Origin of the sequence: Cellulosimicrobium funkei, from assembly GCF_900155925.1 — a bacterium.
Classification (GTDB): Bacteria; Actinomycetota; Actinomycetes; order Actinomycetales; family Cellulomonadaceae; genus Cellulosimicrobium; species Cellulosimicrobium funkei.
Genome location: NZ_FTMI01000002.1, coordinates 443,059 through 469,977, shown reverse-complemented (window position 1 = coordinate 469,977; position 26,919 = coordinate 443,059). Strand labels below are relative to the sequence as shown.

Here is a 26,919-nt window from a genome sequence, read left to right as displayed (position 1 = left end):
CCCCACCCCCACACCGCCGCCGAGCACGGGGTCAGCGACCGAAATCCCGAGGAAACGGTCGCCGACCCCGTGCTCGACTGCGCGCGGGAAGCGGCGGCAGGGTCAGGGTCAGGGGCAGGTGAGGGCGGCGTACGGGACGATGACGGCGCGGCCGTCCACCGTCGCGGTCGCCTCGCCCGCGGGGACGGTCGTGGCGCGGACGGCGAACGACCGGTAGGCCGACGCGCCCGGGGCGACGTCCGCGACGACGTGCGTGCCGTACGGCGTCGCGAGCGTGACGTCGACGGGCGCGTCCCCGGTGCTCGTCGCGCGCACGGCGACGTAGGCCTTGCCCGCGAGGCACCGCGCCTCGGCGGTGACGTCGAGCGCCGGGCCGGTGGCCCCGGCGTCGGGCACGACGGCGTCCCACGGCGTCCGGGCCACGAACACGTCGGCGGCGCCCGCGTTCGTCGTGCCCGCGGGGGCGCCGTACGTGAGCCCGGTGAGCAGCGCCGCGCCGTCGCGGCCGTCGGCGGGGGGTGCGGGGGCCGCGAACAGGTTCGCGTCGTCCCACTCGTCGGCGCCGTCGCGCTCGCGCGACCCGGTCTGCGTCGCCTCGCCCGGGGTGCCGTCGGCCGCGACGGGGAACGTCACGACGTCGACCCCGCCGACGGCCGTGCCCAGCGCGCCGTAGGTCGTGCCGACGACGAGCACCGCGTCGTCGGCGCCGAGCACGCCCGTCACGCCGCGGTCGTCGGTCGACGTCCCGACCTGCGTCGTCCACAGGACCTCTCCCGCGGTGTCGAGCGCGCGCACGACGACGTCGTTGTCCCCGAGGTTGCCGCCGTCGCCGAGCGCCCCGCGCGTGTGCCCGACGGCGACGACCGACCCGTCCGAGCGCGCCACGAGGCCGTTGACCTGGTCGTTCTCGCTCGTCGCGACGGCGCGCAGCCACTCCTGCTCACCGTCCGCGCCGTAGCGCGCGACCCAGCCGTCGTTCGCGCCCGCGCGCTCGGCCCCGGGCATCCCGCCGCCCGACACCCCGCCCACGTACACCGCGCCGTCGGGCGAGGCCGCGACCGCGAGCGCCTTGTCCTCGCCGGGCCCGCCCACCTGGCGCAGCCACAGCAGCTCGCCCGCCGCGGAGACCCGGCCGACCAGCGCGTCCTTGTCCCCGGCGCTCGGCGCGTCGCCCACGGCACCGCTCGTGTACCCGGCGACGTAGGCGCCGCCCGCGCCGTCGGGCGCGACGGCGTAGAAGCGGTCGGCCGCGGCGGGGTCGCCGGTCTGCAGCGTCCAGGCGCGCTCGCCGTCGGCGGTGACGGCCGCGACGAAGCCGTCGTCGCGGGTCGTGCCCGCGTGGGCGCCGTCGAGGTCGCCCTTCGTGTACCCGGCGACGAGCACGCCGCCGTCGGCGCCCGGCACGACGCCGTACGCGCGGTCGTCCGCGGCCGTCGCAACCGGGTGCCGCCAGACCTCGGCACCGTCGGCGTCGCGCCGCACGACGACCGTGTCGAGCGCGCCCGCGGGCTCGTACCCGTCCCACGCGCCGGCGAGGTTGAGCGCGACGGCGGTCCCGCCGTCGGGCAGGGCCGCGACCCCGCCCGCGCGGTCGTCGCCCGCGGAGCCGAGGAGCTCGGCGTCCCACGGCGCGGCGGGCGTGGTGCGCAGGCGCGCCGAGACGTCGACGACCCCCTCGCGGAACGCAGGCCGCCAGACGTCCCAGTCGTGGCCGCCGTCGAGCACGCGCAGCTCGGCCGTCACGCCCGGGACGCGGCGCGCCTGGTTGTAGAGGCGCGCGGACTCGAAGTCGATGTCGTGCGTGGCCTCGGCGGGGTCGGGGTTGGCCCACTCGTCGTCGCCGACGGCGACGAACAGGTGCACCGGGAGCGCCGGGTCGAGCGCCGCGAGCGCCGTCGGGTAGGACAGCTCCGTGTACCGGTCGGCGTCGAACGGCGCGGTCCCGACGCCGTAGCCGCCGTGGTCGCGGGCCGACGAGTCGGCCGGCGGCTGCGGCACGTAGACGGCGGGGCTCAGCACGATGCCCGCGGAGAACGTGTCCTGGTGGGCGAGCGTGAACCGCAGCGCGCCCGCGCCCCCCATGGAGTAGCCGCCGACGGCGCGCGCCTCGCGGTCCTCGACCGTGCGGTACGTCGCGTCGACGTGCTCGACGAGGTCACGCGTGAACGCCGTCTCGACGGCCGTGCCGGCGCCGGCGCCCGTCGCGTCCCCGGTGTACAGCGAGTCCGTGTACCAGGAGCCGCGGTCGTTCCACGGCGCGTCGGGCATGACGACGACCATCGGCTGGATCTCGCCCGCCCCGATGAGCTCGTCGAGGTCGCCCGTGACCTGCTGCCACGCGGCCTGCGTGTCGCCGCGGCCGTGCAGCAGGTAGAGCGTCGGGTACTCCTGCGCGGCGTCGTCGTAGCCGGGCGGCAGGTAGACCGTGTAGTCGATCGGTCCGGCCGCGGAGTCCGCGACCCGCCCCGTCTCGACCGTGCCCTGCTCCGCGGCGGTCGCGGGCAGCGCGAGCGCCGACCCGCCGATCGTCGCGCTCACCGCCAGCGCGGCGAGCGCCGCCGTCCTCCCGGGCCGCCGGTGCGGCCGTCGTGCTGCGTCCATGGTCTCTCCTCGTCGAGATCCGGTGATGACTGCCCCCCCTACCCCCCTACCCCCCCCACCCGCCGACCACGGGGTTGGCGACCGTCCTCGGGGGAATCCGGTCGCAGATCCCGTGCTCGGCGGTCGTCAGTGGCGTGGGCGGCGGTCCGCCAGCGCGAGGACCGTGCGCGCGCGCTCGACCATCGCGACGTCGAGGAACGTGCCGTCGGCGAGCGCCACGACCCCCGTGCCCGACGCCGCGGCGTCGCCGACGCGCTCGACGACCTCGCGCGCGCGGTCCACCTCGTCCGGGGTCGGGAGGAACGCGTCGCGGATGGTGTCGAGCTGCGCGGGGTGGATCGCGGTGCGGCCGCAGAAGCCGAGCGCCCGCCCCGCGCGGCACGACGCCGCGAGCCCGTCGAGGTCGCGCACGTGCGTGAACGCGGACATCGCGGGCGACGGCAGCCCCGCCGCCCGGGCCGCGACGACGACCCGGCTGCGTGCCCACGCGAGCCCGGCCTCGTCGTCGACCCGCAGGTCGGAGCGGAGGTCGGCCTCGCCGAGCCCGAGGGACGCGACCTGCGGCGACGCCGTCGCGAGCTCGAACGCGCGCTCGACGCCGAGGGCCGACTCGACCAGCAGGTGCAGCGCCCGCCCGGGGAGCGCCGCCGCGAGCGCGCGCACCTCGTCGGCGGACTCGACCTTCGGCGCACGCGCCCCGACGGCGAGCGGCATGCCCGCGAGGGCCGCGACGTCGGCGGCGTGCCACGGCGTCGCGGGGTGGTTGACCCGCATCTGGACCCCGCGCGCGGCGGCCGCGTCGTCGAGCAGCGCGACGGCGTGCGCCCGCGCCTCGTCCTTGCGCGCCGGCGCGACGGCGTCCTCGAGGTCCACGAGCACGACGTCGGCCGCGGACCCGAGCGCCTTGGCCACCCGGTCGGGCCGGTCCGCGGGTACGTACAGCAGCGTCAGCGGCGGCGCGGCGCCCGGCCGGTCGCCCCGGCCCGTCACACCGCCCCCTCGGCCCGGAGCTCCGCGACGCGCTCGGGCGAGAACCCGAGCTCGCCCAGCACGGCGTCGGTGTCGGCGCCGTGCGCCCGGCCGGTGAAGCGGATGACGCCGTCGTTCTCGGACATGCGGAACAGCGGGCCCTGCATGAGCATCGGCCCGAGCTCGGGGTCCTCGATCTCGTGGATCGTGCCGAGCGCGCGGAACTGCGGGTCGTCGACGATGTCCTGGGCGTCGTAGATCGGCGCGACGGCGGCCTGCGCCTCCTCGAACGCGGCGACGACCTCGTCGCGAGTGCGCTGCGCGATCCAGCCGCCGACGGCCTCGTCGAGCAGGTCGGCGTGCTGCGCGCGCTCGACGCCGCTCGCGAACCACGGCTCGTCGACGATCTCGGGGCGACCCACGAGGCGCATGACGCGCTCGGCGATGGACTGCGCCGACGTCGACACCGCGACCCACTGCCCGTCGCGCGTGCGGTAGGTGTTGCGCGGCGCGTTGTTCGCGGACCGGTTGCCGGTGCGCGGCTGCACGGTGCGGAGCTGGTCCCAGCGCGTGATCTGCGGCCCGAGCATCGCGAGGATGGGCTCGATGATGGCCGTGTCGACGACCTGCCCGTGCCCGGTGCGCTCGCGCGTGGACAGCGCGACCATGACGGCGAACGCGGTCGCGAGCGACGCGACGCCGTCGGCGAGCCCGAACGGCGGGAGGGTCGGCGGGCCGTCGGGCTCGCCGGTCATCGCGGCGAACCCGCTCATCGCCTCGGCGAGCGTGCCGAACCCGGGGCGGGTGCGGTACGGCCCGACCTGCCCGAACCCGCTCACGCGCGCGAGCACGAGCCGCGGGTTGCGCGCGGACAGCTCGTCGTAGCCGAGGCCCCAGCGCTCGAGCGTGCCGGGCCGGAAGTTCTCGACGACGACGTCCGCCTCGGCGACGAGCGCGAGGAACACCTCGCGGCCGCCGTCGCTCCCCAGGTTCGCGGTGACGGTGCGCTTGTTGCGCCCGAGCGTCTTCCACCACAGGTTCACGCCGTCCTTCGCGGCGCCGTGCGTGCGCGACGGGTCGGGCTTCGTGGGGTGCTCGACCTTGACGACGTCGGCGCCCAGGTCGCCGAGGTGCATCGCCGCCATGGGCCCGGCGAACAGCGTCGACGCGTCGACGACGCGCAGGCCCGCGAGCGCGCCCGCGGCCGGGTCGCGCGAGACGCGCGGTGCGTCCGTCATGCCGTCACCCCCGTCGCGTCGTCGGCGAGGTCCCACGCGCAGCGGAACCCGACGGTCGCGCCGCGCGCGAGCCCCAGGCCGGGGACGAGGAGCTTGACCGCGTAGTCCGCCGCGTGGCGCCCGCCCTCGACGTACCAGTCGGAGCCCTCGGCGCGGTGGTCGCTGCCGCCCTTGAGCATGACGAACCGCGTGCGGCCGTCGGAGTGCTCCGAGCCCGTCCAGCTCCACACGGCGGGCTCGCCGCGCGTCCAGCCGGGCTGCTCGGCCGCGAGCTGCCACTCGTCCTCGGTGGGCAGGCGCCCGCCGCGCCACGCGCAGAACGCGCGCGCGTCGTCGAGGTCGACGAAGGTCACGGGCTCGTCCTCCGTGCCGGGCGCGGGACGGCCGTCGACCCAGTGCGCGAGGAAGCGGTGCGCGACGGCGGGCACGTAGCCCGTGGCCGCGAGGAACTCCGCGAACTCCGCGTTCGTCACGTCGCGGCCCACCGCCACCGGGGCGGCGAGCTCGCCGTCGCGCTGGAGGGTCCGCGCGTCGTGCAGGCGCGGCGGGAGCGGCTTCCACTCGTCCACGTACGGCGCACCCTGGTACATCCCGGTCTCGCGCGCGCGGTACCGGACGGTCAGCACGTACGGCCCCGCGGGCACGACGACGGCCCCCGGCCCGGCCGCGTCCGTCCCCCCGGTCGGAGCGGACGTGGGGACAGAGGCGTCGAGGCGCCGCGCGAGCCGGTGCGGGAACCGCGCGTCGGGGTCGTGCGGCGCGGTCTCGTCGAGCGAGGCGACCACGTCGCGCAGGTGCGGCAGCCACGCGGGCTCGGCGGCGCCGTCGGCCACGTGCAGCACCGCGGCGATGCCGCGGCCGGGCACGCGCCCGGGCGTGCCGTCCGGGAGCAGCGGGCCGTCGTGGTCCGTCTCGCCGCGGTTGACGAGCGTCCACAGGGTCACGCCGTCGAGCTCCCAGCGCGACGCGTAGACCCCGGCGGCCTCGGCCTCGGGTGCGAGCTCGGCCAGCGGCGTCCACTCGCCGTCGAGCAGCAGCGGACGCGCGGCGCGCTGGACCGTGACCAGGCGCGTCACGGTCGCGGCGTCGCGCCGCGACCAGCCGACCCAGACGCCGAACACGACCTCCCACACCATGACGCCCACGCCGTTGAGCCACGCGGACTGGAGCTCCTCGGAGTGGTCGCGGTGCCAGCGGCGCACGTGGTGCTGCATGTGCCGGCGCTCGTACCAGTGCGCGCGCAGCACGCCGGGCACGGGCGAGTCTGCGAAGAACTGCGCCCACGAGGACGAGTGGTCCTCGATGCGCTCGACCGGGAGCTTGGACTCGCCCTCCAGGACGATGCCCGGGCGCGCGGCCTCGAGCCGCGCGACGAGCTCCGGCTCGGCCTTCTTCAGCGTGTCGAGGAAGACGCCGTCGGCGCCGAGGTCGCGCACGACGGCGGCGAGCTCGGTGAGGTCGTCGTCGCCGCGGCGCGTGCCGACGTCCCACGGGTTGTAGTCGACGAACACGTGCAGGCCCGCGTCGTGGAAGGTCCGCACGAGGTCGACGATCCCCGGGACGTCGCGGTAGAAGTCCCACTGGTTGCGGTCGTCGATCCCGATGACGGGGTACGCGTGCCACAGGACGACGGCGTCGAGGCCGCCGAACCGCTCGCGCGCGTCGGCGAGGAACCGCTCGGGCGTGAACCGGTGCTCCTCGAAGGAGTACAGCAGCTCGTCCCAGAGCCACACCTGCGCGACCGTCGAGCACCCCGCGGCCCACGCCGCGGCCGGGCGGTCGTACGCCGCGCCCGTGTACCCGTGGCGGCGGCGCGCGTCGTCGCGCCACGCGGCGAGGCGCTCGCGCCAGGCCGGGCGGTCGGCGGGGTCGGCCGGGCCGACGAAGATCTTCGCCTCGTCGAGCGCGAGGGACTGCTCGGGCGTGAGCGGCCCGTCGAGCGCGACCTCGGTCGGCAGGTCGATCGGGCGCGGGACCAGCGGGTCGAACGTGTAGGTCATGGTGCCTTTCCCTCGGCGGGCCGGGCCCGCGCTCGGACGTGCTGCGGACGGGCTCAGGTCGGTCGGTCGGGGTTCGCGGCGCGCTCGGCGAGCGCGACGACGTCCGCCGCGTCGGGCACGGCGTCCTGCGCGCCGGGCCGGGTCACGGCGAGCGCGCCCGCGGCGGCGGCGAGCCGCGCGGCGTCGGGCAGGTCCGCGCCGCGCGCGAGCGCCGCGGCGAGGACGCCGCAGAACGTGTCGCCCGCGCCGGTGGTGTCGACCGCCTCGACGGCGATCGCGGGGACGGTCGTGAGCAGGGGCCCGGCCGGGCGGCGCTCCGCGACGAGGCTGCCCTCTCCGCCGAGCGTCACGACGACGGCCGGCACGCGCTCCAGCAGCAGCCCCGCGAGCGCGCTCGGTTCGGCGTCGCCGGTAGCGCCCGTCAGGTCCGCCGCCTCGTGCTCGTTGACGACGAGCACGTCGAGCGCGGCCCAGACGTCGTCGGGCAGGTCGCGCGACGGCGCCGCGTTGAGGACCAGCAGCGCGCCCGGTCGGCGCGCCGCGGCGGCGGCACGGACGACGTCGAGCGGGATCTCGAGCTGCGCGAGCACGACGTCCGCGGCGGCGATCCGCTCGGCCTGCGCCGCGCCGACCGTCACGTGCGAGTTCGCGCCGGGCGCCACGACGATCGCGTTCTCGCCGTCGGGCGAGACGGTGATGAGCGCGGTGCCCGTCGCGGCGTCCACGCGCTCGACGAGGTCGGTCCGCACCCCGCCGCGGTCGAGCGACGCGAGCAGCAGGTCGGCCGCGTCGTCGTGCCCGAGGGCGCCGACGAACGTCGTGCCGGCACCGCCCGCGCGCGCCGCGCCGACCGCCTGGTTCGCGCCCTTGCCGCCGGGGTTGCGCCGCAGCTCGCCGCCGAGGATGGTCTCGCCGCCGCCGGGGTGCCGCGGCACGTCGACGACGAGGTCGACGTTCGCCGACCCGACCACCACGACCCGTCCCGACCCGCCCGGGACCGTGGCGCCCTGCTCCCCGTCCGCCGTCGTGCTCATGCCTGTGCCTCCTCCGTGGGACCCTGCACGGCTCCCCCGGCCACCACGACCGGGACCGTCGCGAGCGCGACCGTCCGCGCCGCGAGGTCCACGATCCTCTGCTCGCCGCCGGGCAGCGAGGTCGCGATGTGGCCGTCGAGCGGGCGCGTCCACCGCTGGCCGATGCCCTCGACGCCCTGCAGCGCACCCACCACGCCGCCGACCGTCGCCCCCGCGGAGTCGGTGTCCCAGCCCGCGGTGACGGCGATCGCGACGCTCGCGCCGAAGTCGCCGCGGCCGTCCGCGCCGCGCCCCGCGGTGAGCGCGTAGGCGATCACCGCGGCGTTGTTGAGCACGTGCACCCAGTGCAGGTCGCCGTACGCCGCGTGGATCGTGTCGAGCCCGGCGCGCACGCCCGCCTCGGACGCGTCGCCGTCGCGGCCCGCGTCCCGCCCGAGCCGGATCGCCGCGGCCAGGCGGCTGCCCGGCGGCACGACGGCGTCCGCCGCGTCGAGCACCTCGTCCACCGTCTCGCAGACCATCGCCGCCGACGCGAGCGCGGCCGCCCACATCGCCCCGTACACGCCGTTGCGCGTGTGGCTCAGGCGCGCGTCCGTCCACGCGAGGCGCGCGGCCTCGCGCACGTCGCCGGGCGAGACCCAGCCGAGAACGTCCGTGCGGATGAGCGCGCCGATCCACTCCCGGAACGGGTTGTGGTGCGTCGCCGTCTCCGGCACCGGCCGCGCGTCGAGGATGTTGCGGTACGCGGCGCGCTCGGCCGTGAACACGCGGCCCGCGGGCAGCGCGTCGAGCCAGAGCTGCGCGACGTCGTCCGTCGTGAAGCCGCGACCGTGCCGCTCCAGCAGGGCGAGCGCGAGGATCGGGTAGTTGAGGTCGTCGTCCTCGGGCATCCCGTCGATGTTCTCCTCGAGCGACGTCGGGGCGCTGCGCCGGTTCCACGGCCAGCGCGCGGCGACGTCGTCGGGCAGCCCGACGGCGGTGAACCAGCGGTCCAGCGGCCACCGGCCCGTGGCGCGCAGGATCTCCTCGATCCCGGCGCGCGGGATCTTCTCCACGGGCTTGCCGAGCAGGCAGCCCGCCGCGCGCCCGGTCCACGCGCCGAGCACGCGGTCCGCGTACGCGGCGTCGGCGGCGCCGGTCCCCGTGCCGACGGAGGACCCGACGGCGCCCGGGCGGGTGGGCAGGCCGGGCGCCGCCGGGAGCGTGGCGAGGATCGCGTCCCAGTCGTCGGGCTCGTGCGGCGCGGGCGCCGCGGGCAGCGCGTCGAGCTCCACGAGCAGGTCGCGCGCGAGCGCGCGCAGCTCCGGGGTCGCGGGGACGGGACCGGCCCCGCTCACCGCGGGGACGGGGTCCCCGCCCGCGGCGGCCCAGCGCTCGCGCACGTCCGCGAGCGCCGCGGGGTCCTTGCCCTCCGCCGCGGCCTGGACGAGCTCGTGCGCGAGCAGGTCCTCGGGCTGGGCCCAGGTCAGTCTCACGCCGGGTCACCCGCCCGCGCGGCGAGGGCCGCGCCGTCGACGGGCGCGTTGCCGAGCTCGGCGAGCGCGCGCAGGCGGGCGGTCGCGCGCTCGCGGTCGGCCCGCAGGATGTCCTGCGCGGCGGACGCCATGAGCCGCCCGGTCTCCCGGACGTCCATGCGGCTCGCCTCCTCGATCGCGTCCAGCCACTCGTCCGGCACGACGGCGGTCCCGCCGAGGCCCGCGCACACCGCGCCGGCCATGACGGCGATCGAGTCGGCGTCGCGCCCGTAGTTCACGGCGCCGAGGACCGCGCCGCGGAAGTCGCCACGGTGCCCGAGCACGAAGCCGAGCGCCGCGGGCAGCTCCTCGATGGACTTGGTGCGCGACGGGCGCCGCGCGTCCATCGACATCTGCCGGTACGCGGGCCCGACGGAGTCGAACGGCGCGACCGTCTCGCGGACCAGCCGCGCGAGGGCGCGCTCCTCCTCGTCCGTGGTGGGCGCCGTCGTCCAGCCGTCGAACGCCTCGACGACGGCCTGGAGCGCGGCGGCCGTGCCGTCGTGCGCGACGTCGAGCGCGGCGTGCACGACGTCGTCGACCGTGGCCCCCGGCGCGACGGACGCGGCGACCATGGCCGCGAACACGCCCGCGGCCTCGCGGCCGTAGCTCGACTGGTGCGCGCCGGTGAGGTCGATCGCCTCGGCGTACGCGCCGCGCGGGTCGCCCGCGTTCGCGAGCCCGACGGGCGCGACGTACATCGCGGCGCCGCAGTTGACGACGTTCCCCACCCCGGCCTCGCGCGGGTCGACGTGCCCGTAGTGCAGGCGCGCGACGATCCACTTCTCCGCGAGGAACACGCGCTGGAGCAGCAGGGCCGTGGACTCGAGCTCGGGGATCCAGCGCGGCTCGCCGATCATGAGGGGCACGAGGTCCTCGGCCATCGCGTACGCGTCGAGGTGCTCGCGGCGCTTCGCGTACACCTCCACGAGCGCGCGCGTCATGAGGGTGTCGTCCGTGATGTGCCCGTCACCCTTGTGGTAGGGCGCGATCGGACGCGCGTCCTGCCAGTTCGGGTACCAGGGCTCCACGATCCCCGTCACGCGGCCGCCGTGGCGCTCCTCGATCTGCTCGGGCGTCCAGCCCTCCGTGGCGCCTCCCAGCGCGTCCCCCACCGCCGCTCCGGTGATCACTGCCACCGCTCGGTCGTCCAGCCAGGTCACGATCCACTCCCTGTCGATCCGTCTCGGCGCCTCGCGCCGGTGCGACCCGTGCGGGTCGCGGTTCCCGGCCGGGCGGTCGCGTGCGCGGCCGCCCGGCCGCTGCTGCTCGGTGCTCGCCGCGACCCGTGACGCGGTGCCGCGGCGAGCGACCGAGAGTGCTACTTGGTGATCTCTGCCCAGCCCGACTCGAGCTCGGTCGCGAGCTGGTCGGCGTCGATCTCCTGGGCGAGGAACTTCTGGTACGCGGGCGTCGCGACGGTGTCCTTCCACTGCGCGTACGCGTCGACGAACAGGTACGGCGCCGAGGTGAGGTACTGGCCGGAGGAGAGGATCGTCGACCAGCCGTTCTCGTCGCCGAGCGACTCCGCCATGGCCTCCTGGGCCGACGTCGTCGCGGGGATGAGCGCGTCCGCCTCGTTGAGCGCGGCGAGGTTCTCCGTCTGCGTGAAGAACTCGATGAACTCCGCGGACTCCTCGACGTGCTCGGAGTCGATGTTCACCGAGAGCGTCTGCGGGTTCGCGGCCTGCTCGGCGCCGTCGGGGCCCTCGAGCGGGGGCAGCACGACCCAGTCGAAGCCCTCGGGCGCGTCGTTCGCGATGTTCGCGGCCTGGAACGAGCCCTGGATCGTCATCGCGACCTGCCCCGCGTAGAACGACGCGAGCGTCTCCGACCCGGACTGCGTGAGGGTCACCGGCAGCACCGTGCCGTCGGTGTGCGCCATCGTGTCCACGAGCTCCGGCAGGGCCATCTCGCCCTCGCCGATGGTGATGCTCGCGTCCGCGCCGGTGCCCTCGAAGTACTCGCCGCCGAAGCCGGGGGCCATCGCCATGAACGCGGCCGTCGGGCTCGCGAGCCCCCACCCGAGCCCGTACGCGCCGTCCTTCGTCGTGGCCTGCGCGATCTGCCGCAGCTCGTCCCAGGTCATCGTCTCGCCCGTGGGGATCTCGACGCCGGCCGCGTCGAGCATCGTCTTGTTGGCGAAGACCATGTAGGACTGCAGCTCGGTCGGGTACGCGATGACCTGGTCGTCGACCGTCACGGCGTCGAGGATGCCCTCGGGGATGTCGTCCCGGCGCTCGTCGGACATGTACTCCGAGAGGTCCGCGAGGTACCCGTCGACCGCGAACGGCACGATGCTCGCGGCCTCGTAGTGGATGATGTCCGGCGCGGCGCCGCCGTTGAACTGGGTGATGAGCTTGTCGTAGATGCCGTCCCAGCCGGCGGGCACGATCTCGACCTGGACGTCGGGGTTCGCCTCGTTCCAGTCGGCGACGATCTTCTCGGTCGCCTCGATCGCGGCGGGCTGGTCGGACAGCGACTGGAACTTCAGCGTCACCGTGCCGCCGTCGGCGCCGTCGTCCCCGCTGCCGCCCCCGCTGGAGCAGGACGCGACGAGCAGGGTCGTGATCGTGAGGCATGCGGCGATGGACGCACCACGAGTCTTCATGGTTCTACCTTTCGGGTGGGGGTGGGGTCGAGAGAGCCTGGGGGCGGGACCGGGCGCGGAGGGGTCACGGTCAGCCCTTCACCGCGCCCGAGAGCAGGCCGCCGGTGAGCTTCTTCTGCATGATCGAGAAGAAGACGATGCTGGGGATGGCCGCGAGCACGGAGCCTGCGGCGAGGGGGCCGAGCGCCACCTTGCCCTCGCCGCCGATGAACATCTTCAGCGTGATGGGCAGCGTGTAGTTCTCGGGCGACTGGAGCAGCACGAGCGCGAAGAAGAACTCGTTCCACGAGGACACGAAGCTGAACATCGCGGTCGCGACGATCCCGGGCATGAGCAGCGGGAAGACGATGGTGCGCAGGACCGTGAGCCGGCTCGCGCCGTCCATGGAGCCCGCCTCCTCGAGGTCCACGGGGATCGCGCTGACGTAGCCCTGCATCATCCACAGCGCGAACGGCAGCGTGTACGTGGTGTGGACGAGCGTGAGGCCGACGAGCGAGTCCGTGAGCCCGATGGTCCGCAGGATGAGGAACAGCGGCAGGATGATGAGGATCACCGGGAACACCTGGCTCACGAGGATCCAGCCGACGCCCGCCGCGCGGATCTTGCCCCGCAGCCGGGCGAGCACGTACGACGCCGGCAGCGCGATGACGATGACGAGCAGCGTGGACACGACCGCGACGATCGCGCTGTTCCAGGCCGAGCGGACGAGGCCCTGCCGGGCCAGCGCCTGGGAGTAGTTCTCCCAGTGCCAGTCCTGCGGGATGAGGCTCACGGTGAGCGAGTTGAGCTCGCCCGAGGACTTGAGCGAGGCCGAGATCAGCCAGAGCAGCGGGAAGCCGAGGAACAGGATGTAGAACCCCAGGGCCGCGTACTGGGCGGGGCGGACGAGTGCGCGCACGGGTCAGCTCTCCTTCTCGGAGCGGAACTGCGACCGCAGGTAGATCGCGAGCAGGAGGACGACCACGACGACGAGCACGACGCCCATCGCGGCGGCGTAGCCGATGTTGCGGTTCTTGAACGCCTCGAGGTACGTGAAGAGCATCGGGAGCATGGTCCGGCCGCCCGGCCCGCCCTCGGTGAGCACGTAGACCAACGAGAACGAGTTGAAGTTCCAGATGAAGTTCAGCGAGGTGATCGAGGTGATGATCGGGCGCAGGCTCGGGAGCGTCACCGCGGTGAAGCGGCGCCACGCGCCCGCGCCGTCCATGGCCGCGGCCTCGTGGAGCTCGTCCGGGATCTGCTGGAGCCCGGCGAGCAGCGTCACGGTGGTCTGCGGCATGCCGACCCACACCCCGACGACGATCACCGCGGGCAGGGCGGTCGAGAAGTCCGCGAGCCAGTTGATGTCGTCCGGCAGGCCCAGGGCGCCGAGGAACGCGTTGAGCGGCCCCGCGTTGGGCGAGTAGATCATCTGCCACATGATCGCCACGACGACCGGCGGCATGGCCCACGGGATGAGTGCGAGCACGCGCGTCAGGCCCTGGAGCCGGAGGCCCGAGTTGAGCAGGAGCGCGAGGCCCATCGCCGCGACGAGCTGGAGCAGGGTCACCGAGACGGCCCAGATCATGCCGATGCGGAACGAGTCCCAGAAGAACGAGTTGTCCGCGAGGCGCACGAAGTTGTCGACGCCGACGAACTGGTAGTCCGGCTGGCGCACGAGCCGCGCGTCGGTGAACGCGAGCGCGACGCCCATGACGAGCGGCGCGACGCTGAGCACGAGGATCGGCAGGAGCGACGGCATGACGAGCACGATCGCCTCGCGCCGCTTGGCGCGGGCCATGCCGCCGGTCCGGCGCACCGGGCCGCGGTCGGGGCGCAGGGCGGCGCGACGGGGGTCGCCCGCGAGGGTCGGTGCGCTCACCGGGAACCACCCCCGGGGGCGGTCGACTCGCGCACGACGAGCCGCGGCCCGACGGCGGTGTGCCGACCGGGCTCCGCGTCGCCGTCGACGAGGTCCACGACGAGCTGCGCGGCGACGCGTCCACGCTCCGTCGAGCCGAGCGAGACGCTCGTCAGGGAGGGCTGGAACACGCGGCCGATCTCCGTGTCGTCCATGCCGGTCACCGCGACGTCCTCGGGGACCGAGAGCCCCCGCTCGCGCACGGCCCGGATGGCGCCGATGGCGAGGAGGTCGTTGGCCGCGACGATCGCGTCCGGGCGGGCGTCGTCGTCCGTGGCGTCGAGCAGCGCGCGCGTCGTCGCGAGGCCCGCGGCGACGGTGAAGTCGAGGGCGGGCGCGACCTCGACCCGCTCGGCGTCGAAGTCGGCGGCGCGCGTCGCGGCGTCGAAGCCTCGCTGGCGCGCCTCACCGGGCGTCGTGTCGAGGGGACCGTTGAGGAACGCGATCCGGCGGCGGCCGAGGCCGAGCAGGTGCCGCACCGCCTCGCCGATCCCACCCGCCGAGTCCGTGGACACCGAGTCGATGCCGCGGTCCGCGAGCGTGCGGCCGATGACGACGACGGGCACCGGCGCCTCGCGGATCTCCTCGACGAGCTCGTCGTCGGTGCGCAGCGGGCTGAGGATCATGGCGTCGACGAAGCCGCTCGACAGGCTGCGCACGAGCTCGACGGTGGACCGCGTGGTGTCCCCCGTCGTCATGACGACGACGCGGTAGCCGTGCGGCGCGAGCACCTCGTGGATCGCCGTCATCATCTCGACGTAGACGGGGTTGCCGATGTCCGCGACGGCGAACGCCACCTGGAACGTCTTCTTGAGGCGCAGCGAGCGCCCGATGGCGTCCGGGCTGTACCCCAGCTCGGTGGCCGCGGCGCGCACGCGCTCGACCATCGCGGGGCTCGCGCCCGTCCCGTGCAGCGCACGGGAGGTCGAGGCCAGGGAGACCCCGGCCCGCTGTGCCACCTGGATCAGCGTGGCGCGTGATGACGTCACTGTCGTCCACCTCGTCGTCGAAGGACCGTCGTTCTGGAAACGTTTCCAGACTGCCGACCTCGACAGCCCTGGAAACGTTTCCGGGTTGGCGGACACTCTTGCACCCGCCCCGCCCGGACGTCAACCCCGCCGCCCTCGGGACGCTCGTCCCCCACCGCGAGGTAGAGCTCTGGTCCCGCGAGGTAGAGCCCCGGTCCGCCGAGGTAGAGCCGTGGTCCCGACCTCGGCTCTACCTCGGCAGACCAGGGCTCTACCTCGGGCTCCCACGGGTACGGGGTTCCGCGTAAGGGGGTTGTCCACGACGCGGGGCCCCGGTCAGGCTCGAAGCGACCCGACCACCGACGAAAGGTGCACCGATGCACACGCGAGCCCCGGCGTCGTCCTCCCCCGCGGCGCCCACGACGGCCGCCGCCCGGCCGATCTCCCGGCCTCTCGCCCTGCTCCTCAGCCTCGTCCTCGCGCTCGCGGGAGCGCTCTCGTGGTCCGTCGCGGGCCCGGCGCAGCAGGCGCACGCCGCGACGTGCGCGGCCCCCTGGAGCGCGAGCGCCGTGTACACGGGCGGCGCCGTCGTCTCCCACGGCGGCCAGAACTGGAAGGCCGGCTGGTGGACCCAGGGCGACACGCCCGGCACCACCGGCGAGTGGGGCGTCTGGCGCAGCCAGGGCGCCTGCGGCGGCAGCACGAACCCCGGCAACCCGGGGAACCCCGGCAACCCGACCGGGTTCGTCGTCTCCGAGGCGCAGTTCAACCAGATGTTCCCCAACCGGAACCCGTTCTACACGTACCAGGGCCTCGTCGACGCGCTGTCCGCCTACCCGGGCTTCGCGACGACGGGCGGCACCGAGGTCGCCAAGCGCGAGGCCGCGGCGTTCCTCGCCAACGTCAACCACGAGACCGGCGGCCTCGTGTACGTCAAGGAGATCAACACCGCGAACTACCCGCACTACTGCGACGCCTCGAAGCCGTACGGCTGCCCGGCGGGCCAGTCCGCCTACTACGGCAAGGGCCCGATCCAGCTGAGCTGGAACTACAACTACAAGGCCGCGGGCGACGCGCTCGGCATCGACCTGCTCAACAACCCGTACCTCGTCGAGCAGAACTCCGCGGTCGCGTGGAAGACCGGCCTGTGGTTCTGGAACACGCAGTCGGGCGCGGGCTCGATGTCCGGGCACCAGGCGATCGTGTCGGGCGCCGGCTTCGGCGAGTCCATCCGCTCGATCAACGGCACGATGGAGTGCAACGGCGGGAACCCTGCGCAGGTGCAGTCGCGCATCGCCGCGTTCCAGCGGTTCGCCCAGATCCTCGGCACGACGACGGGCAACAACCTCTCCTGCTGACCCGTCCCGCACGCACGACGGCGGCCCGCCCCACCCCGGGGCGGGCCGCCGTCGTGCGTGGTGCCCCGTGCCGGGACGGACGGGTCAGAGCTGCGCGAGGAGGTCCCGCATGCGGTCGATCTCGCCGCCCTGGCCGGCCGCCGTCTCGGCGGCCATCTCGTTCGCGAAGAGGTCCTCCCCCTCGACGAGCACGACGTCGACCATCGCGAGCGCGCCCTCGTGGTGCTGGATCATCCCCTCGAGGAAGAGGCGGTCGAACTCCGGGCCGCTCGCGGCCTCGAGCGCCGCGAGCTGCTCGTCGGAGAGCATCCCGGCGGCCCCGGCGCCGTGGTCGTGCCCCGCGCCGTCGGGCGCGCGCGGGCCCGTCCCGCCCGCGTCCTGCGCGCCCTCGGGCACGGCGAGGTCGCGCGCCTGGAGCCACGACGCGAGCGCGTGCACCTCGGGCCCCTGCGCGGCGGTGACGCGCTCCGCGAACGACCGGACGGCGTCGGACCCGGCGCGGTCGGGCGCGAGCGCGGCGATCTCGAGGGCCTGGAGGTGGTGCTCGATCATGCCGGTGACGAACGCGGCGTCGGCCTGGTTCCACGAGCCCTCGTCGGGCGCGCCCGCGTAGTCCTCGGGGGCGACGGTCGTCGCACCCTCGCCCGGTCGCCCGGGCTGCACGACGACGCTCGACGGCGTCGACGTCGGCTGCGGGTCGGGCGTGCACGCGGCCAGGCCGAGCACGGCACCGAGCGCCAGGCCGGTCGCGGTGACGCCGCAGGTCAGGGCACGCGCGGCGGTGCGCCACGCTGTGTTACGGCTGGGAAAAATCTGCACCCGCGCTGTTCCCTCCGTGTAAAAGATCGTCGCGAACCGCCCGGTTTGAGTGGTCCAGATCACATTTGCCCGCCAGAATTTGCAGCACCCTACCAAGGAGGTGTTTCCCTCGTGCATCGAAGAACGCACCGGCAGACGCACCGGCACCGGAGCCGGGTCCTGCTCGCCTCGTCCCTGGCGGCGACCCTCGCCGTCTCGACCCTCGCGGTCGCCACGACCGCCGCCGCGGAGCCGTCCGACGGCTCCCCCGAGGCGGTGGCGGCGCTCACCGACCAGGCCGCCGCCTCGCTCGCAGACCTCCCCGCACAGCGCCTCGCCCCCCTCGCCCAGGCCACCGACGTCCTGGCGCCCGGGGAGACGGCGGGCAGCCCCAACCTCACGCACGTCGCCAACATCCCGAAGAACGGCGGCTTCGCGCCCGAGGGGCAGTACAGCACCGACCTCGCGTTCCAGGGCCGGTACGCGTTCGCCGGGAACTACGGCGGCTTCACCGTGTACGACGTCGCGAACCCGACCGCCCCGCAGCAGGTCGCCCAGGTCGTCTGCCCCGGGTCCCAGAACGACATCTCCGTCTACGGCGACCTGCTCGTCCTCAGCACCGACTCCTCGCGCAGCAACGACTCGTGCGAGAACGTCGCCCAGAGCGCCGCGATCAAGGACTCGTGGGAGGGCATCAAGGTCTTCGACATCTCCGAGCCGACGGCGCCCGAGTACGTGGCGTCCGTCGAGACGCAGTGCGGCTCCCACACGCACTCCCTCGCGCCGTCCCAGGACGGCGACGAGCTGTTCGTCTACGTCTCGTCGTACAGCCCGAACGCGGCGTTTCCCGACTGCCAGCCCCCGCACGACCTCATCTCGGTCGTGCAGATCCCGCTCGACGACCCCGCCGCGGCGGAGCTCGTCTCGACGCCCGTCCTCTTCCCCGACGGCGGCAACCCGGGCGGCAACGGCTCGAGCACGACGTCGGGCTGCCACGACATCACGACCTACCCGTCGAAGGACCTCGCGGCGGGCGCGTGCATGGGCGACGGCATCCTCCTCGACATCTCCGACCGCGCGCACCCGGTGGTGACCGAGGTCGTCCGGGACACGACGAACTTCGCGTTCTGGCACTCGGCGACGTTCAACAACGCCGGCACCAAGGTCGTCTTCACGGACGAGCTGGGCGGCGGCGGGGCGCCGACGTGCAACCCGACCGTCGGGCCGGAGAAGGGCGCGGACGCCATCTACGACATCGTGGGTGGCGAGCTCGTGTTCAAGAGCTACTACAAGATCGAGCGCGAGCAGGCCGCGACGGAGAACTGCGTCGCGCACAACGGCTCGCTCATCCCCGTCCCGGGCCGCGACATCATGGTCCAGGCCTGGTACCAGGGCGGCATCTCGGTGTGGGACTTCACGGACTCGGCGAACCCCGTCGAGATCGCGTGGTTCGACCGCGGCCCGCTGTCCGCGGAGCGGCTGATCCTCGGCGGCTCGTGGTCGGCCTACTGGTACAACGGCGCGATCATCTCGAACGATATCCAGCAGGGCCTCGACGTCCTGCTGCTCGACGACCCGGTGACGAACGCCGCGAAGTCGGTCGTGACGGACGAGTTCAACCCGCAGGCCCAGCCGACGTACACCGAGCCGCCGGCCTGGTCGAAGGGCACCGCCTACGCGGGCGGCACCACGGTCACCTTCGGGGGCGCCGTGTGGCGCGCGCAGTGGTGGACGAAGGGCCAGGTGCCCGGTGCCGACGCGTGGGGCCCGTGGGAGGAGATCGCCGGGGTCGACTCCGCCGGGGTCGGCGCGTGGAAGCCGAGCCGCGTCTACGTCAAGGGCGACAGCGTGACGTACGAGGGCACGACGTACACCGCGAAGTGGTGGACGCGGAACCAGGCGCCCGGCGACCGCTGGGGCCCCTGGGACCCGCAGGACTGACGCGCCCCGCCCGGGCGCCGCGCCCGAGCGTGGCGCCCGGGTGACGCACAGCCCGACGACGCCCGTCCACCCCGGTGGGCGGGCGCCGTCGTGCGGGGGGCCGTGCCCGCACACCCACCCGTAGGATGCGGCCGCATGACCGGGAACCCGCTCGACGACGGCGCGCGCTGCCCCTGCCTCTCCGGCGACACCTACGGGTCGTGCTGCGGCCGGTACCACGCGGGGCTGCGGCCCGGCCCGGACGGCACCGCCCCGGGCCCGCACGCACCGACGGCCGAGGCGCTCATGCGCTCGCGCTACAGCGCTTTCGCCGTCGGCGACGCCGACTACCTGCTCGCGACGTGGCACGCCGCCGCCCGGCCCGCCGACCTCGAGCTCGACGACGACGTCGAGTGGCGCCGCCTCGACGTCGTGCGCACGGAGGCGGGCGGCCCGTTCGACACGACCGGGGTCGTGGAGTTCGTCGCGCACCACCGCTCGCGCACCGACCCGGCCGACCGCGGGCGGCTCCACGAGGTGAGCCGGTTCGTCCGGGAGGGCGACCGCTGGTCCTACGTCGACGGCGCGGTGCAGGGCTAGGACCCGCCGCGTCGGCCCACCGGCGCCCGGTGGGCTCGGGCGACGCGTGACTCCGACGACGTGGTCGCTCAGGCGACGCGGTGGCGCAGCGTGCCGACGCCGCCGACCTCGAGCGCGACCTCCACCCCGCCCTCGACGGGCACGGCGGACCGGTGCGCGCCCGTGAGCACGACGTCGCCCGGGCCGAGCTCGAGGTGGCGCGTGAGGAACACGAGCTGGTCGACGACGTCGTACGAGAGCCCCGCGGTGGTCGACCGCGCCCGCTCCACCCCGTCCACCGCGACGACGAGCGCGGCGTCGTCGAGCGTGGCGGCGGTGTCGATCCACGGGCCGAGCGGCGTGAACCCGGTGCCGTTCTTCGCGCGCGTCATCATCGCGTCGAGCGGCACCTGGTCGTCGGCCGTGAGGTCGTCGGCGACGGTGCAGCCGAGGATCGCGCCGGGGACGTCGTCGGGCCGCAGGTCGCGGCACGGCCGCCCCACGACGACCGCCGCCTCCGCCTCCGCCACCAGGCGCCCCAGCGCGCGGTCGTGCCGGACGACGGCCCCCGGCCCGACGACCGTGCGCGCCGACTTGAGGAACGCCTGCGGGGGCAGCGCCCGACCCTCGGGCCCGCTGTTGTGGGCCATGCCGACCACCACGCGCGGACGGCACGGCGCGAGCAGGGCGCCGTCGAGGCCGGGGTCGTCGGCGCGGACCCGCACGCCGCTCGACGCGGGCAGGGCCGGGCGGCCGTCGCGACCCGTCGCGGGCTCGGGGACGTCCGCGACGAGCACGTCCCAGGCGTCGCCGTCGAGCACGGCGGCCCGCGGGCCGTGCGCGGTGCGGAGCCGCGCGATCCTCACGACGACCCGGCCCGGTCGGTCGCGGCGGCGACCGGCCGGTCCACGAGCCGCAGCGGCACGCGCGCGAGGACGATGCCCCGGCGCTGCCAGGTGTAGGCGACGAGCAGCGTCGCGCCGTCGGTCGTCCCCGACGGGTAGGAGTACTCGCCGCGTCCGTCCGTGACGATCCCCGTGTCGCCGGCGGCGAACCCGCTGGGCGGGCCGGCCTCCCGCAGCGCGGGCACGGGGACGCCCGGGAGCGTGGCGGGCGCCCGGGTCCCGTCCTCGAGGTCCAGCACCCGGTGCCAGGTCAGCCCGTCGTCGTCCGAGACCGAGACGCTCAGCGGGCACCGCGCGCCCCACTCCTCGCCGACCGGGTTGTGCACGAGGGCGACGCGCCCGCTCGGCAGGCGGACGGCCGTGAGGCCCGAGTTGTTGTTGGGCAGCCGCGTGGGTGCGGCGGCCGTCCACGTGCGGCCGTCGTCGGCGGACGTCGTCCGGTAGACGAGGCCCTCGCTCGACCGGCAGACGGCGACGAGACCCGACCGCCCCGACCAGAGCGCCGGCTGGATGATCCCCGCCCCGCGCAGCCGCGAACGGTCGAGCGGGACGTCCGCGAGCGCCCAGCTCGCCCCGGCGTCCTCCGAGCGGTCGAAGCGCGCGCCCCAGACGGGGTCCGCTCCCCCGCTCTCGACCGAGGACGGGGCGAGCCACGCGCCGTGCGGCGTGACGACGGGCGGGTTCTTCACCGGGCCCCGACCGCCGCTCGCGTCCCCGGGCACGAGCTCGCGCGGCGCCGTCCAGGTGCGGCCGTGGTCCGTGGACGTGCGGTACCAGGTCACCCAGCGCGAGATCCGCTCGCCCCGGTGGGCGAAGAGCCAGAGCCGGCCGTCGGGCGCGACGGCGAGCACGGGGTTCCACCACGCGACGCCGTCGTCCTCGCCGAGCACGACCTGGGGCTCCCCCCAGAGGCCGTCCTCCTCGGCGACGAGCCAGATCGCGTTGTCCGGCGTGCCCTCCCGGGTGCCGGCGAACCATGCCACGAGCGTGCGCCCGCCCGTGCGGGCGACGGTGGACGCGTGGCACTGGGCCCACGCCTCGCCGTCGCCCGACACGAGCAGGCGCTCCACGGGCGTCGTCACCGGACGGTCTCGCCGACGACGTTGAGGTCGCGCCGGAAGGTCTCCGGCGTCTTCCACACGGTGAGCATCGTGATGAGCGCGCCGACCATGACGTACAGCGCGACGAGCTGCCAGCGCGACCCGTCCTCGCCCGCGAGAGCCGTCGCGATGAACGGCGTGAGGCCGCCCGCGACGATCGACGCGATCTCGCGCCCGGTGGCCGCGCCGGAGTAGCGGCGGTCCGCCGGGAAGAGCTCGGCGAAGAACGCCGGCTGGATCGAGTTGATGGCGTTGTGCCCGAGGTTCAGCATGAGCACGTACCCGAGCACGATGAGCACGAAGCTGCCCGTGTTGAGCAGCCCGAAGAACGGGAAGGCCATGACGAACACGACGAGGGCCCCGAAGAAGTAGACCGGCCGGCGACCGATCTTGTCGGAGATCCAGGAGAAGATCCCGTGGGCCGGGAACGCGAGGACCGCCATGATGAGGATCGCGGTGTTGAGGCTCTCCTTCTCGATGCCGAGGTGCTGCGGGCCGTAGCTGAGCACGAAGACCGTGAGCAGGAAGTACGGCAGGGCCTCGGCGAAGCGCAGCCCGACGATGCGCAGCAGGTTGCGCCAGTCCTCGAGGAAGACGCTCGCGAGCGGCCCGCGGGTGGGCGTCTGCGGAGCGGGCTCGGCGGCCGCGGCGACCTCGCGCTCCTGGCGCTCGCGGATGGCGGCCTGGCTGGCCTCGAGGTTCTCGACGGTGAGCGAGCGGTTGCGGCCCTCCTTCTCGAGGCCGGCGACGGCGTCGGTGAAGACCGGCGTCTCCTCGAGCGAGCGGCGCATCCACAGGCCGACGACGAGCACGACGGCGGAGAGCCAGAACGGCACGCGCCAGCCCCACGACTGGAGCTGGGCGTCGTCGAGCGTGTACACCCAGGCGAACACGAGGGTGATGAGGATCTGCGCGGAGAAGCCGCCGGTGTTCGGCCACGACGTGTAGAAGCCGCGGTGCCGCGGGTTCGTGGACTCGAGCACGATGATCATCGACCCGCCCCACTCGCCGCCGACGGCGAAGCCCTGGACGAGCCGGAGCACGACGAGCAGGGCCGGCGCGAGGATACCGATCGAGTCGTAGGACGGGAGGAAGCCGATGAGCAGGGTCCCGGTCCCCATGATCGCGAGCGTGAGGACGAGCGTGGACTTGCGCCCCTGCTTGTCGCCGCGGCGGCCGAAGAACATGCCGCCCAGCGGGCGGGCCAGGAACCCGACGGCGAACGTGCCGAGGGACGACAGCGTGGCGACGAACGAGCTCTCGGACGGGAAGAAGACGGCGGGGAAGACGATCGCGGCGGCGGTGCCGTAGACGAGGAAGTCGTAGTACTCGAGCGTGTTGCCGACGAAGCTCGAGAGCGTGACCTTCCAGGCGTACCGCCTGCTCGTGAGCGGGGCCGCGGGTGCGGTGACGGACATCGTTGTTCCTTCGGTGCGGGGTTCCGCTGATCTCAGTGTGGGGGCTCCGGGTCTCAGCGGCGAGGGCCCGGGCCCCTCCCGCGGCACCCGTCCGGGGTGCCACGGGTCGAGCGGTTCGGAGCGGGGGTCAGGCGGCCGCGAGGTCGTGCCCGGCGGCGGCGAGGGCCGCGCGGATCTCCGCCTTCACGGCGTCGGACGGCGGGTCGACCGGCATGCGCGTCGTCCCGCCGGGCAGCCCCTGGACGTCGAGGCCGTACTTGAGGCGGGCGATGCTGGGCCCGAGCGCGGCGACGAGCCGCTGGACGACCGCCTGCGCCCGCACGACGGCGGCCGCGTCGTCCGCGGCGAGCGCCGCCCGCAGGTCCGCGAACGCGCGCGGCGCGACCCCGGAGACGCCGGACACGGTCCCGCGCCCACCGGCCGCGACGACGTGCGGGAGGTCGGCGTCGTTCCCCGACCAGAGCGCGAGCCGCGGAACCGCGGACCGGTACGCGTCGACCCGGGCCGAGGCGGAGCCCGACGTCTTGACGCCGTCGAGACCGAGCTCGGCGAGCACGGCGAGCAGCTCGGGCGAGACGTCGGAGCACGCGACGTCCGGGAAGACGTAGGCGTAGAGCTCGCCGTCCGTCGCGGCCCGCAGGCTGGCGTAGTAGCGCACGACGCCCTCGTCGCTCGCCGTGAGGTAGTAGGGCGTGATGGCGGCGAAGCGCCGGACGCCGGCGTCCTCGGCCGCGCGCAGGTGGTCGAGCGCCTCGTGCACGGAGGCGGCACCGACGTGCGCGATCGTCCGGTCCGGGCCGAACACGTCGGCCGCGGTCCGCACGAGCGCGGCGCGCTCGGCGGCGTCGAGGGCCGGGAACTCGCCCGTCGTGCCCACGGCGAACACCCCGTCGACCTCCGGCTCCACGTGGGCGAGCAGCACGCGCAGCGCCCCGAGGTCGAGCGCGCCCGACGCGTCGTAGGTGGTGACGGGCGGGGTGATGATCTCCGGTGCCGTGGTCATGGCACGTCTCCTTCGGTCTCTCGCGTCGCTGCGCGGGCGCTGCTTCGCGCCGCCGTCAGGATGGCACCGTTTACTGTTAACAGTCAACCGTCAACGGGAAGACGTTCCTGCGCCACGACGACGCCCCGGCCTGCCGAGGCAGACCGGGGCGTGCGGGAGGGGGCTCAGCGGCGCGGCTGCTGCAGCGCGTCCTTCATGCGACGGCGTGAGCCGGCGAGGTGCTCGTCGAGGTAGGCCAGCGCCTCGTCGAGGCGCGGCGTCCGGATCGCGTCGAGCAGCCGCTCGTGGTCCGCGCACGACGGGTGCAGGTCGACGTCCTGCTTGTTCGTCTCCTGGAGCATGACCGCGAACGTGGGCTCGATCTGCTCCCACAGCGTGCGCAGGCGGCGGTTCGGCACGGCGGCGTACAGCGTGGAGTGGAACGCGAGGTCGTGGGCGGCGTACGTGTACCAGTCGCCGGCGTCCGCCGCCTCCCGCATGCCGGCGAGAGCCGCCTCGCTCGCGGACCAGTCGACCTCGTCGGCGTGCTCCGCCGCCGCGCGCACGGCGACCGCCTCCAGGGCGCTGCGCACGTCGTACAGCTCGTCGACGTCGGCGGCGCCCACGCCGCGCACGACGTACCCGCGGCGCTCGGACTCGACGAGGTGCTCGGCCGCGAGGACCCGCAGCGCGTCGCGGACGGGCCCGCGCGACACGTCGTACTGCCGCGCCACGCCCTCCTCGACGAGCCGCTCCCCCGGCGCCAGCTCCCCCCGGACGATCGCGACCCTCAGGACGTGGGCGAGACGATCCCCCAGCGACCCCGCACGCACCGTGTCGACCGACACCCTCGCCCCTTCGTCCCCACGCCCGACGGGGCCGGCCACCGGCCCCATGACCGGACCATTGTGCCGCAGGCGCGCGGGTGGGACCCGGGCGCCCGGCTACGCTCGCGGGCATGACCCGCATCGTCGACGTCGCCCGGCACGCCGGCGTGTCCACGGCCACCGTCTCCCGGGTCCTCAACGGCAAGACCGTCCGGCCGGAGCTCGCAGCCGCCGTCCGCGCGGCGGTCGAGGACCTCGGCTACGCCCCGGACCGCACGGCACGGTCCCTGCGCCGGCGGTCGAGCGACGTCGTCGCGCTCGTCCTGCCCGACGTCGAGAACCCCTTCTTCACGGCGGTCGCGCGCGGCGTCGAGGACGTCGCGCAGCAGGCGGGGTACTCCGTCGTCCTGTGCAACACCGACGACGACCCGTCGAAGGAGGAGCGCTACCTCGCCGTCGCCGAGCGCGAGAACATGGCGGGGGTCGTCCTGGCCCCGGCCACCGACGCGCCCGAGACCGCCGCCCTGCGCGCCCGCCGTCGGGCCGTCGTCGTCATCGACCGCCGGGTGCGCCAGGACGTGGACCAGGTCGTGTTCGACAACGTCGCGCTCGGGCGCCGCGCCGCCGCGGAGCTCGTCGAGCGCGGGTTCCGCCGGGTCGCGTGCATCACCGGGCCGCGCGGCACGAGCACGGCGGTCGAGCGCGCGGACGGGTGGCGCGAGGCGCTCGCCGAGGCCGGGCTCTCCCCCGCCGGGCTGCTCGTGCACGCGAACTTCCGCGTCGACGGCGGCCACGGGGCGGCCGTCGACCTGCTCGCCCGGCCCGACCCGCCCGACGCGATCCTCGCCACCAACAACCTGGTCGGCGTCGGCGTGCTCCGGGCGCTCGCCGAGGCGCACGGCCGACCCGCGGCGTCGGCCGCGGACGCACGGGCCCGCGGCGCCGACGAGGGGCCGGCCGTCGGGGTCGGCATCGTGGGCGACCTGCCCTTCGCGACGTCGCGCACGTCCGACGTCGCGCTCGTCCCGCTCGACCCCCGGGCGCTCGGCACGACGGCCGCGCGGATCCTGCTCGACCGGCTGGCCGGCGCCGACGACCCGGCGCGCCGCGTCGTCCAGGGGACGCCCGCCGGGCCGTGAGCCGGCCTCAGCCCGCCGCCGGGGTGCCCGCGGCGGCGGGCAGCACGTCGGACGCGCGGCCGGCCTGGCCGAACAGCACCATGCGCTCCTCGACGAGCCGCTGCGCCCACTCCCGGCCGAGCGCGAGGTAGCCCGCGGGGTCCACGTCGCCGGGCGACGCGGCGAGCGCGACGCGGACGCCCGCCGTGAACGCCATGTAGTGGTCCATGCCCTGGTTGATCTTGCGCACGCCGAGGCTCGCCGCCCGGGCCTTCTCGGCGTCGGGGACGCCCCACGACTCCGGCAGGTCGCCGCCGTGCGCGTTGATCGTCGCCCGGAGGTCGGCCGGGAGCCCCGACGAGCCGTGCATGACGAGGTGCGTCCCCGGCACGCGCCGCGCGATGCGCTCGACGAGGTCCATGTGGAGCACGGAGCCGTCCGGCGGGCTCGTGAACTTGTAGGCGCCGTGCGAGGTCCCGATCGCCACGGCGAGCGCGTCCACCCCGGTGCGGCGCACGAACTCCTCGGCCTGCTCCGGGTCCGCGAGGACGATCTCCGCGTGGCTGCGCCCGTCCTTCGAGCCGCCGATCGTCCCCAGCTCGCCCTCCACGGACACGCCGTGCGCGTGCGCGTGCTCGACAACGCGCCGCGTCACCGCGACGTTGTCCTCGAACGCGGCGGGGCGGCCGTCGGGCCCGAGGGAGCCGTCGATCATGACGCTCGTGAACCCCGCCGCGACGGCGCGCGCGCACGTCGCCTCGTCGGGGCCGTGGTCGAGGTGCAGCGCGACCGGGACGTCGGGGTACGCCGCGATCGCCGTGCGCAGGACGGACCACCACAGCGCGTCCGAGGCGTACGGGTGGGACCCGGCCAGCGTCTCGACGATGACGGGGCTCTCCGTGGCGCGCGCGGCGTCGAGCACCGCCGTCGCCATCGCGAGGTCCGCGACGTTGAAGGCGCCGACGCCGTAGCCACCCCGGGCGGCGGCGTCGAGCAGGGTACGGTTCGTGACGAGGGTCATGGCTGACCTTCCTGTCGTGTCGTCGGGAGCGTGCCGCCCGGGCGGACGGCGGCGGGTG

22 protein-coding genes are annotated in these 26,919 nt (G+C 75.0%); 4 read left to right on the top strand and 18 right to left on the bottom strand.

Annotation, left to right across the window (positions count from 1 at the left end; all coding sequences use genetic code 11):
* Positions 1 to 108: 108 nt before the first annotated feature.
* The 11 genes from BXA05_RS06345 to BXA05_RS06295 all read right to left on the bottom strand — a co-directional run bounded on the left by BXA05_RS06345 (position 109) and on the right by BXA05_RS06295 (position 14,856).
* On the bottom strand, positions 109 to 2,601 hold the full coding sequence (locus tag BXA05_RS06345) for an alpha/beta hydrolase-fold protein (RefSeq protein WP_143311067.1): 2,493 nt from the start codon (positions 2,599 to 2,601) through the stop codon (positions 109 to 111).
* Positions 2,602 to 2,727: 126 nt separating this feature from the next.
* The gene (locus BXA05_RS06340; protein ID WP_076404347.1) at positions 2,728 to 3,591 is read right to left on the bottom strand and encodes an HpcH/HpaI aldolase/citrate lyase family protein; all 864 of its coding nucleotides are present in this window, start codon (positions 3,589 to 3,591) and stop codon (positions 2,728 to 2,730) included.
* Positions 3,588 to 4,808, bottom strand: a complete 1,221-nt coding sequence (locus BXA05_RS06335; RefSeq protein ID WP_061267878.1) for a CaiB/BaiF CoA transferase family protein — start codon at positions 4,806 to 4,808, stop codon at positions 3,588 to 3,590. The genes BXA05_RS06340 and BXA05_RS06335 overlap by 4 nt, the downstream gene beginning before the upstream one ends.
* Positions 4,805 to 6,808, bottom strand: a complete 2,004-nt coding sequence (locus BXA05_RS06330) for an SUMF1/EgtB/PvdO family nonheme iron enzyme (protein WP_076404346.1) — start codon at positions 6,806 to 6,808, stop codon at positions 4,805 to 4,807. The genes BXA05_RS06335 and BXA05_RS06330 overlap by 4 nt, the downstream gene beginning before the upstream one ends.
* A 53-nt stretch (positions 6,809 to 6,861) precedes the next feature.
* The gene (locus tag BXA05_RS06325) at positions 6,862 to 7,842 is read right to left on the bottom strand and encodes a ribokinase (protein WP_076404345.1); all 981 of its coding nucleotides are present in this window, start codon (positions 7,840 to 7,842) and stop codon (positions 6,862 to 6,864) included.
* Positions 7,839 to 9,317, bottom strand: a complete 1,479-nt coding sequence (locus tag BXA05_RS06320; protein ID WP_076404344.1) for an ADP-ribosylglycohydrolase family protein — start codon at positions 9,315 to 9,317, stop codon at positions 7,839 to 7,841. The genes BXA05_RS06325 and BXA05_RS06320 overlap by 4 nt, the downstream gene beginning before the upstream one ends.
* Positions 9,314 to 10,519, bottom strand: a complete 1,206-nt coding sequence (locus BXA05_RS06315; RefSeq protein WP_076404343.1) for an ADP-ribosylglycohydrolase family protein — start codon at positions 10,517 to 10,519, stop codon at positions 9,314 to 9,316. Before BXA05_RS06315 ends, BXA05_RS06320 begins: the two co-directional genes overlap by 4 nt.
* A gap of 158 nt (positions 10,520 to 10,677) precedes the next feature.
* A complete protein-coding gene (locus BXA05_RS06310) occupies positions 10,678 to 11,967 on the bottom strand; it encodes an ABC transporter substrate-binding protein (protein WP_043656842.1) in 1,290 nt (429 codons plus the stop codon).
* 70 nt (positions 11,968 to 12,037) lie between these two features.
* On the bottom strand, positions 12,038 to 12,865 hold the full coding sequence (locus tag BXA05_RS06305; protein WP_021481799.1) for a carbohydrate ABC transporter permease: 828 nt from the start codon (positions 12,863 to 12,865) through the stop codon (positions 12,038 to 12,040).
* A gap of 3 nt (positions 12,866 to 12,868) precedes the next feature.
* Complete coding sequence (locus tag BXA05_RS06300; RefSeq protein WP_244550396.1) at positions 12,869 to 13,828, bottom strand: carbohydrate ABC transporter permease; 960 nt, start codon at positions 13,826 to 13,828, stop codon at positions 12,869 to 12,871.
* Positions 13,825 to 14,856: a LacI family DNA-binding transcriptional regulator gene (locus BXA05_RS06295; protein ID WP_021481797.1), complete on the bottom strand. Its 1,032-nt coding sequence runs from the start codon at positions 14,854 to 14,856 to the stop codon at positions 13,825 to 13,827. The genes BXA05_RS06300 and BXA05_RS06295 overlap by 4 nt, the downstream gene beginning before the upstream one ends.
* 356 nt (positions 14,857 to 15,212) lie before the next feature.
* Here BXA05_RS06295 and BXA05_RS20655 point away from each other — a divergent pair, with 356 nt between their 5' ends.
* Entirely contained in the window at positions 15,213 to 16,193 is a 981-nt protein-coding gene (locus BXA05_RS20655) for a glycoside hydrolase family 19 protein (protein ID WP_083711558.1), read from the top strand.
* Between the two features lie 84 nt (positions 16,194 to 16,277).
* Here the strand turns inward: BXA05_RS20655 and BXA05_RS06285 are convergent, their stop codons facing one another.
* On the bottom strand, positions 16,278 to 16,919 hold the full coding sequence (locus tag BXA05_RS06285; protein WP_170963142.1) for a DUF305 domain-containing protein: 642 nt from the start codon (positions 16,917 to 16,919) through the stop codon (positions 16,278 to 16,280).
* A gap of 204 nt (positions 16,920 to 17,123) precedes the next feature.
* On the opposite strand from BXA05_RS06285, the gene BXA05_RS06280 reads away from it, so the two are divergent.
* Positions 17,124 to 18,932 carry a carbohydrate-binding protein gene (locus tag BXA05_RS06280; protein WP_076404342.1) on the top strand — a complete coding sequence of 603 codons (1,809 nt, stop codon included), beginning with the start codon at positions 17,124 to 17,126 and terminating at the stop codon, positions 18,930 to 18,932.
* Positions 18,933 to 19,067: 135 nt separating this feature from the next.
* Positions 19,068 to 19,511 (top strand): YchJ family protein, encoded by a 444-nt coding sequence (locus tag BXA05_RS06275; RefSeq protein ID WP_076404341.1) that lies wholly within the window; start codon positions 19,068 to 19,070, stop codon positions 19,509 to 19,511.
* A gap of 68 nt (positions 19,512 to 19,579) precedes the next feature.
* Here the strand turns inward: BXA05_RS06275 and BXA05_RS06270 are convergent, their stop codons facing one another.
* From BXA05_RS06270 to BXA05_RS06250, 5 genes are all read right to left on the bottom strand, one after another.
* Entirely contained in the window at positions 19,580 to 20,356 is a 777-nt protein-coding gene (locus tag BXA05_RS06270) for a fumarylacetoacetate hydrolase family protein (protein ID WP_076404340.1), read from the bottom strand.
* The gene (locus BXA05_RS06265; protein WP_076404339.1) at positions 20,353 to 21,477 is read right to left on the bottom strand and encodes a sialidase family protein; all 1,125 of its coding nucleotides are present in this window, start codon (positions 21,475 to 21,477) and stop codon (positions 20,353 to 20,355) included. Before BXA05_RS06265 ends, BXA05_RS06270 begins: the two co-directional genes overlap by 4 nt.
* The gene (locus BXA05_RS06260) at positions 21,474 to 22,913 is read right to left on the bottom strand and encodes an MFS transporter (RefSeq protein WP_076404338.1); all 1,440 of its coding nucleotides are present in this window, start codon (positions 22,911 to 22,913) and stop codon (positions 21,474 to 21,476) included. Before BXA05_RS06260 ends, BXA05_RS06265 begins: the two co-directional genes overlap by 4 nt.
* 127 nt (positions 22,914 to 23,040) lie before the next feature.
* Positions 23,041 to 23,916: a dihydrodipicolinate synthase family protein gene (locus BXA05_RS06255; protein WP_076404337.1), complete on the bottom strand. Its 876-nt coding sequence runs from the start codon at positions 23,914 to 23,916 to the stop codon at positions 23,041 to 23,043.
* A 164-nt stretch (positions 23,917 to 24,080) separates the two neighbouring features.
* Positions 24,081 to 24,743 carry a GntR family transcriptional regulator gene (locus BXA05_RS06250; protein ID WP_021483304.1) on the bottom strand — a complete coding sequence of 221 codons (663 nt, stop codon included), beginning with the start codon at positions 24,741 to 24,743 and terminating at the stop codon, positions 24,081 to 24,083.
* 110 nt (positions 24,744 to 24,853) lie between these two features.
* Between BXA05_RS06250 and BXA05_RS06245 the strand changes: the two genes are divergently transcribed.
* A complete protein-coding gene (locus BXA05_RS06245) occupies positions 24,854 to 25,861 on the top strand; it encodes a LacI family DNA-binding transcriptional regulator (RefSeq protein ID WP_076404336.1) in 1,008 nt (335 codons plus the stop codon).
* A 7-nt stretch (positions 25,862 to 25,868) separates the two neighbouring features.
* Here the strand turns inward: BXA05_RS06245 and BXA05_RS06240 are convergent, their stop codons facing one another.
* The gene (locus BXA05_RS06240; RefSeq protein ID WP_076404335.1) at positions 25,869 to 26,861 is read right to left on the bottom strand and encodes a ketose-bisphosphate aldolase; all 993 of its coding nucleotides are present in this window, start codon (positions 26,859 to 26,861) and stop codon (positions 25,869 to 25,871) included.
* Positions 26,862 to 26,919: the final 58 nt, after the last annotated feature.

Coding starts and splice junctions, on each gene's coding strand:
- BXA05_RS06310 (WP_043656842.1), bottom strand. CDS start 11,967: ATGAAGACTCGTGGTGCGTCCATCGCCGCATGCCTCACGATCACGACC.
- BXA05_RS20655 (WP_083711558.1), top strand. CDS start 15,213: ATGCACACGCGAGCCCCGGCGTCGTCCTCCCCCGCGGCGCCCACGACG.
- BXA05_RS06255 (WP_076404337.1), bottom strand. CDS start 23,916: ATGACCACGGCACCGGAGATCATCACCCCGCCCGTCACCACCTACGAC.
- BXA05_RS06275 (WP_076404341.1), top strand. CDS start 19,068: ATGACCGGGAACCCGCTCGACGACGGCGCGCGCTGCCCCTGCCTCTCC.
- BXA05_RS06330 (WP_076404346.1), bottom strand. CDS start 6,808: ATGACCTACACGTTCGACCCGCTGGTCCCGCGCCCGATCGACCTGCCG.
- BXA05_RS06260 (WP_076404338.1), bottom strand. CDS start 22,913: ATGTCCGTCACCGCACCCGCGGCCCCGCTCACGAGCAGGCGGTACGCC.
- BXA05_RS06335 (WP_061267878.1), bottom strand. CDS start 4,808: ATGACGGACGCACCGCGCGTCTCGCGCGACCCGGCCGCGGGCGCGCTC.
- BXA05_RS06245 (WP_076404336.1), top strand. CDS start 24,854: ATGACCCGCATCGTCGACGTCGCCCGGCACGCCGGCGTGTCCACGGCC.
- BXA05_RS06325 (WP_076404345.1), bottom strand. CDS start 7,842: ATGAGCACGACGGCGGACGGGGAGCAGGGCGCCACGGTCCCGGGCGGG.
- BXA05_RS06240 (WP_076404335.1), bottom strand. CDS start 26,861: ATGACCCTCGTCACGAACCGTACCCTGCTCGACGCCGCCGCCCGGGGT.
- BXA05_RS06345 (WP_143311067.1), bottom strand. CDS start 2,601: ATGGACGCAGCACGACGGCCGCACCGGCGGCCCGGGAGGACGGCGGCG.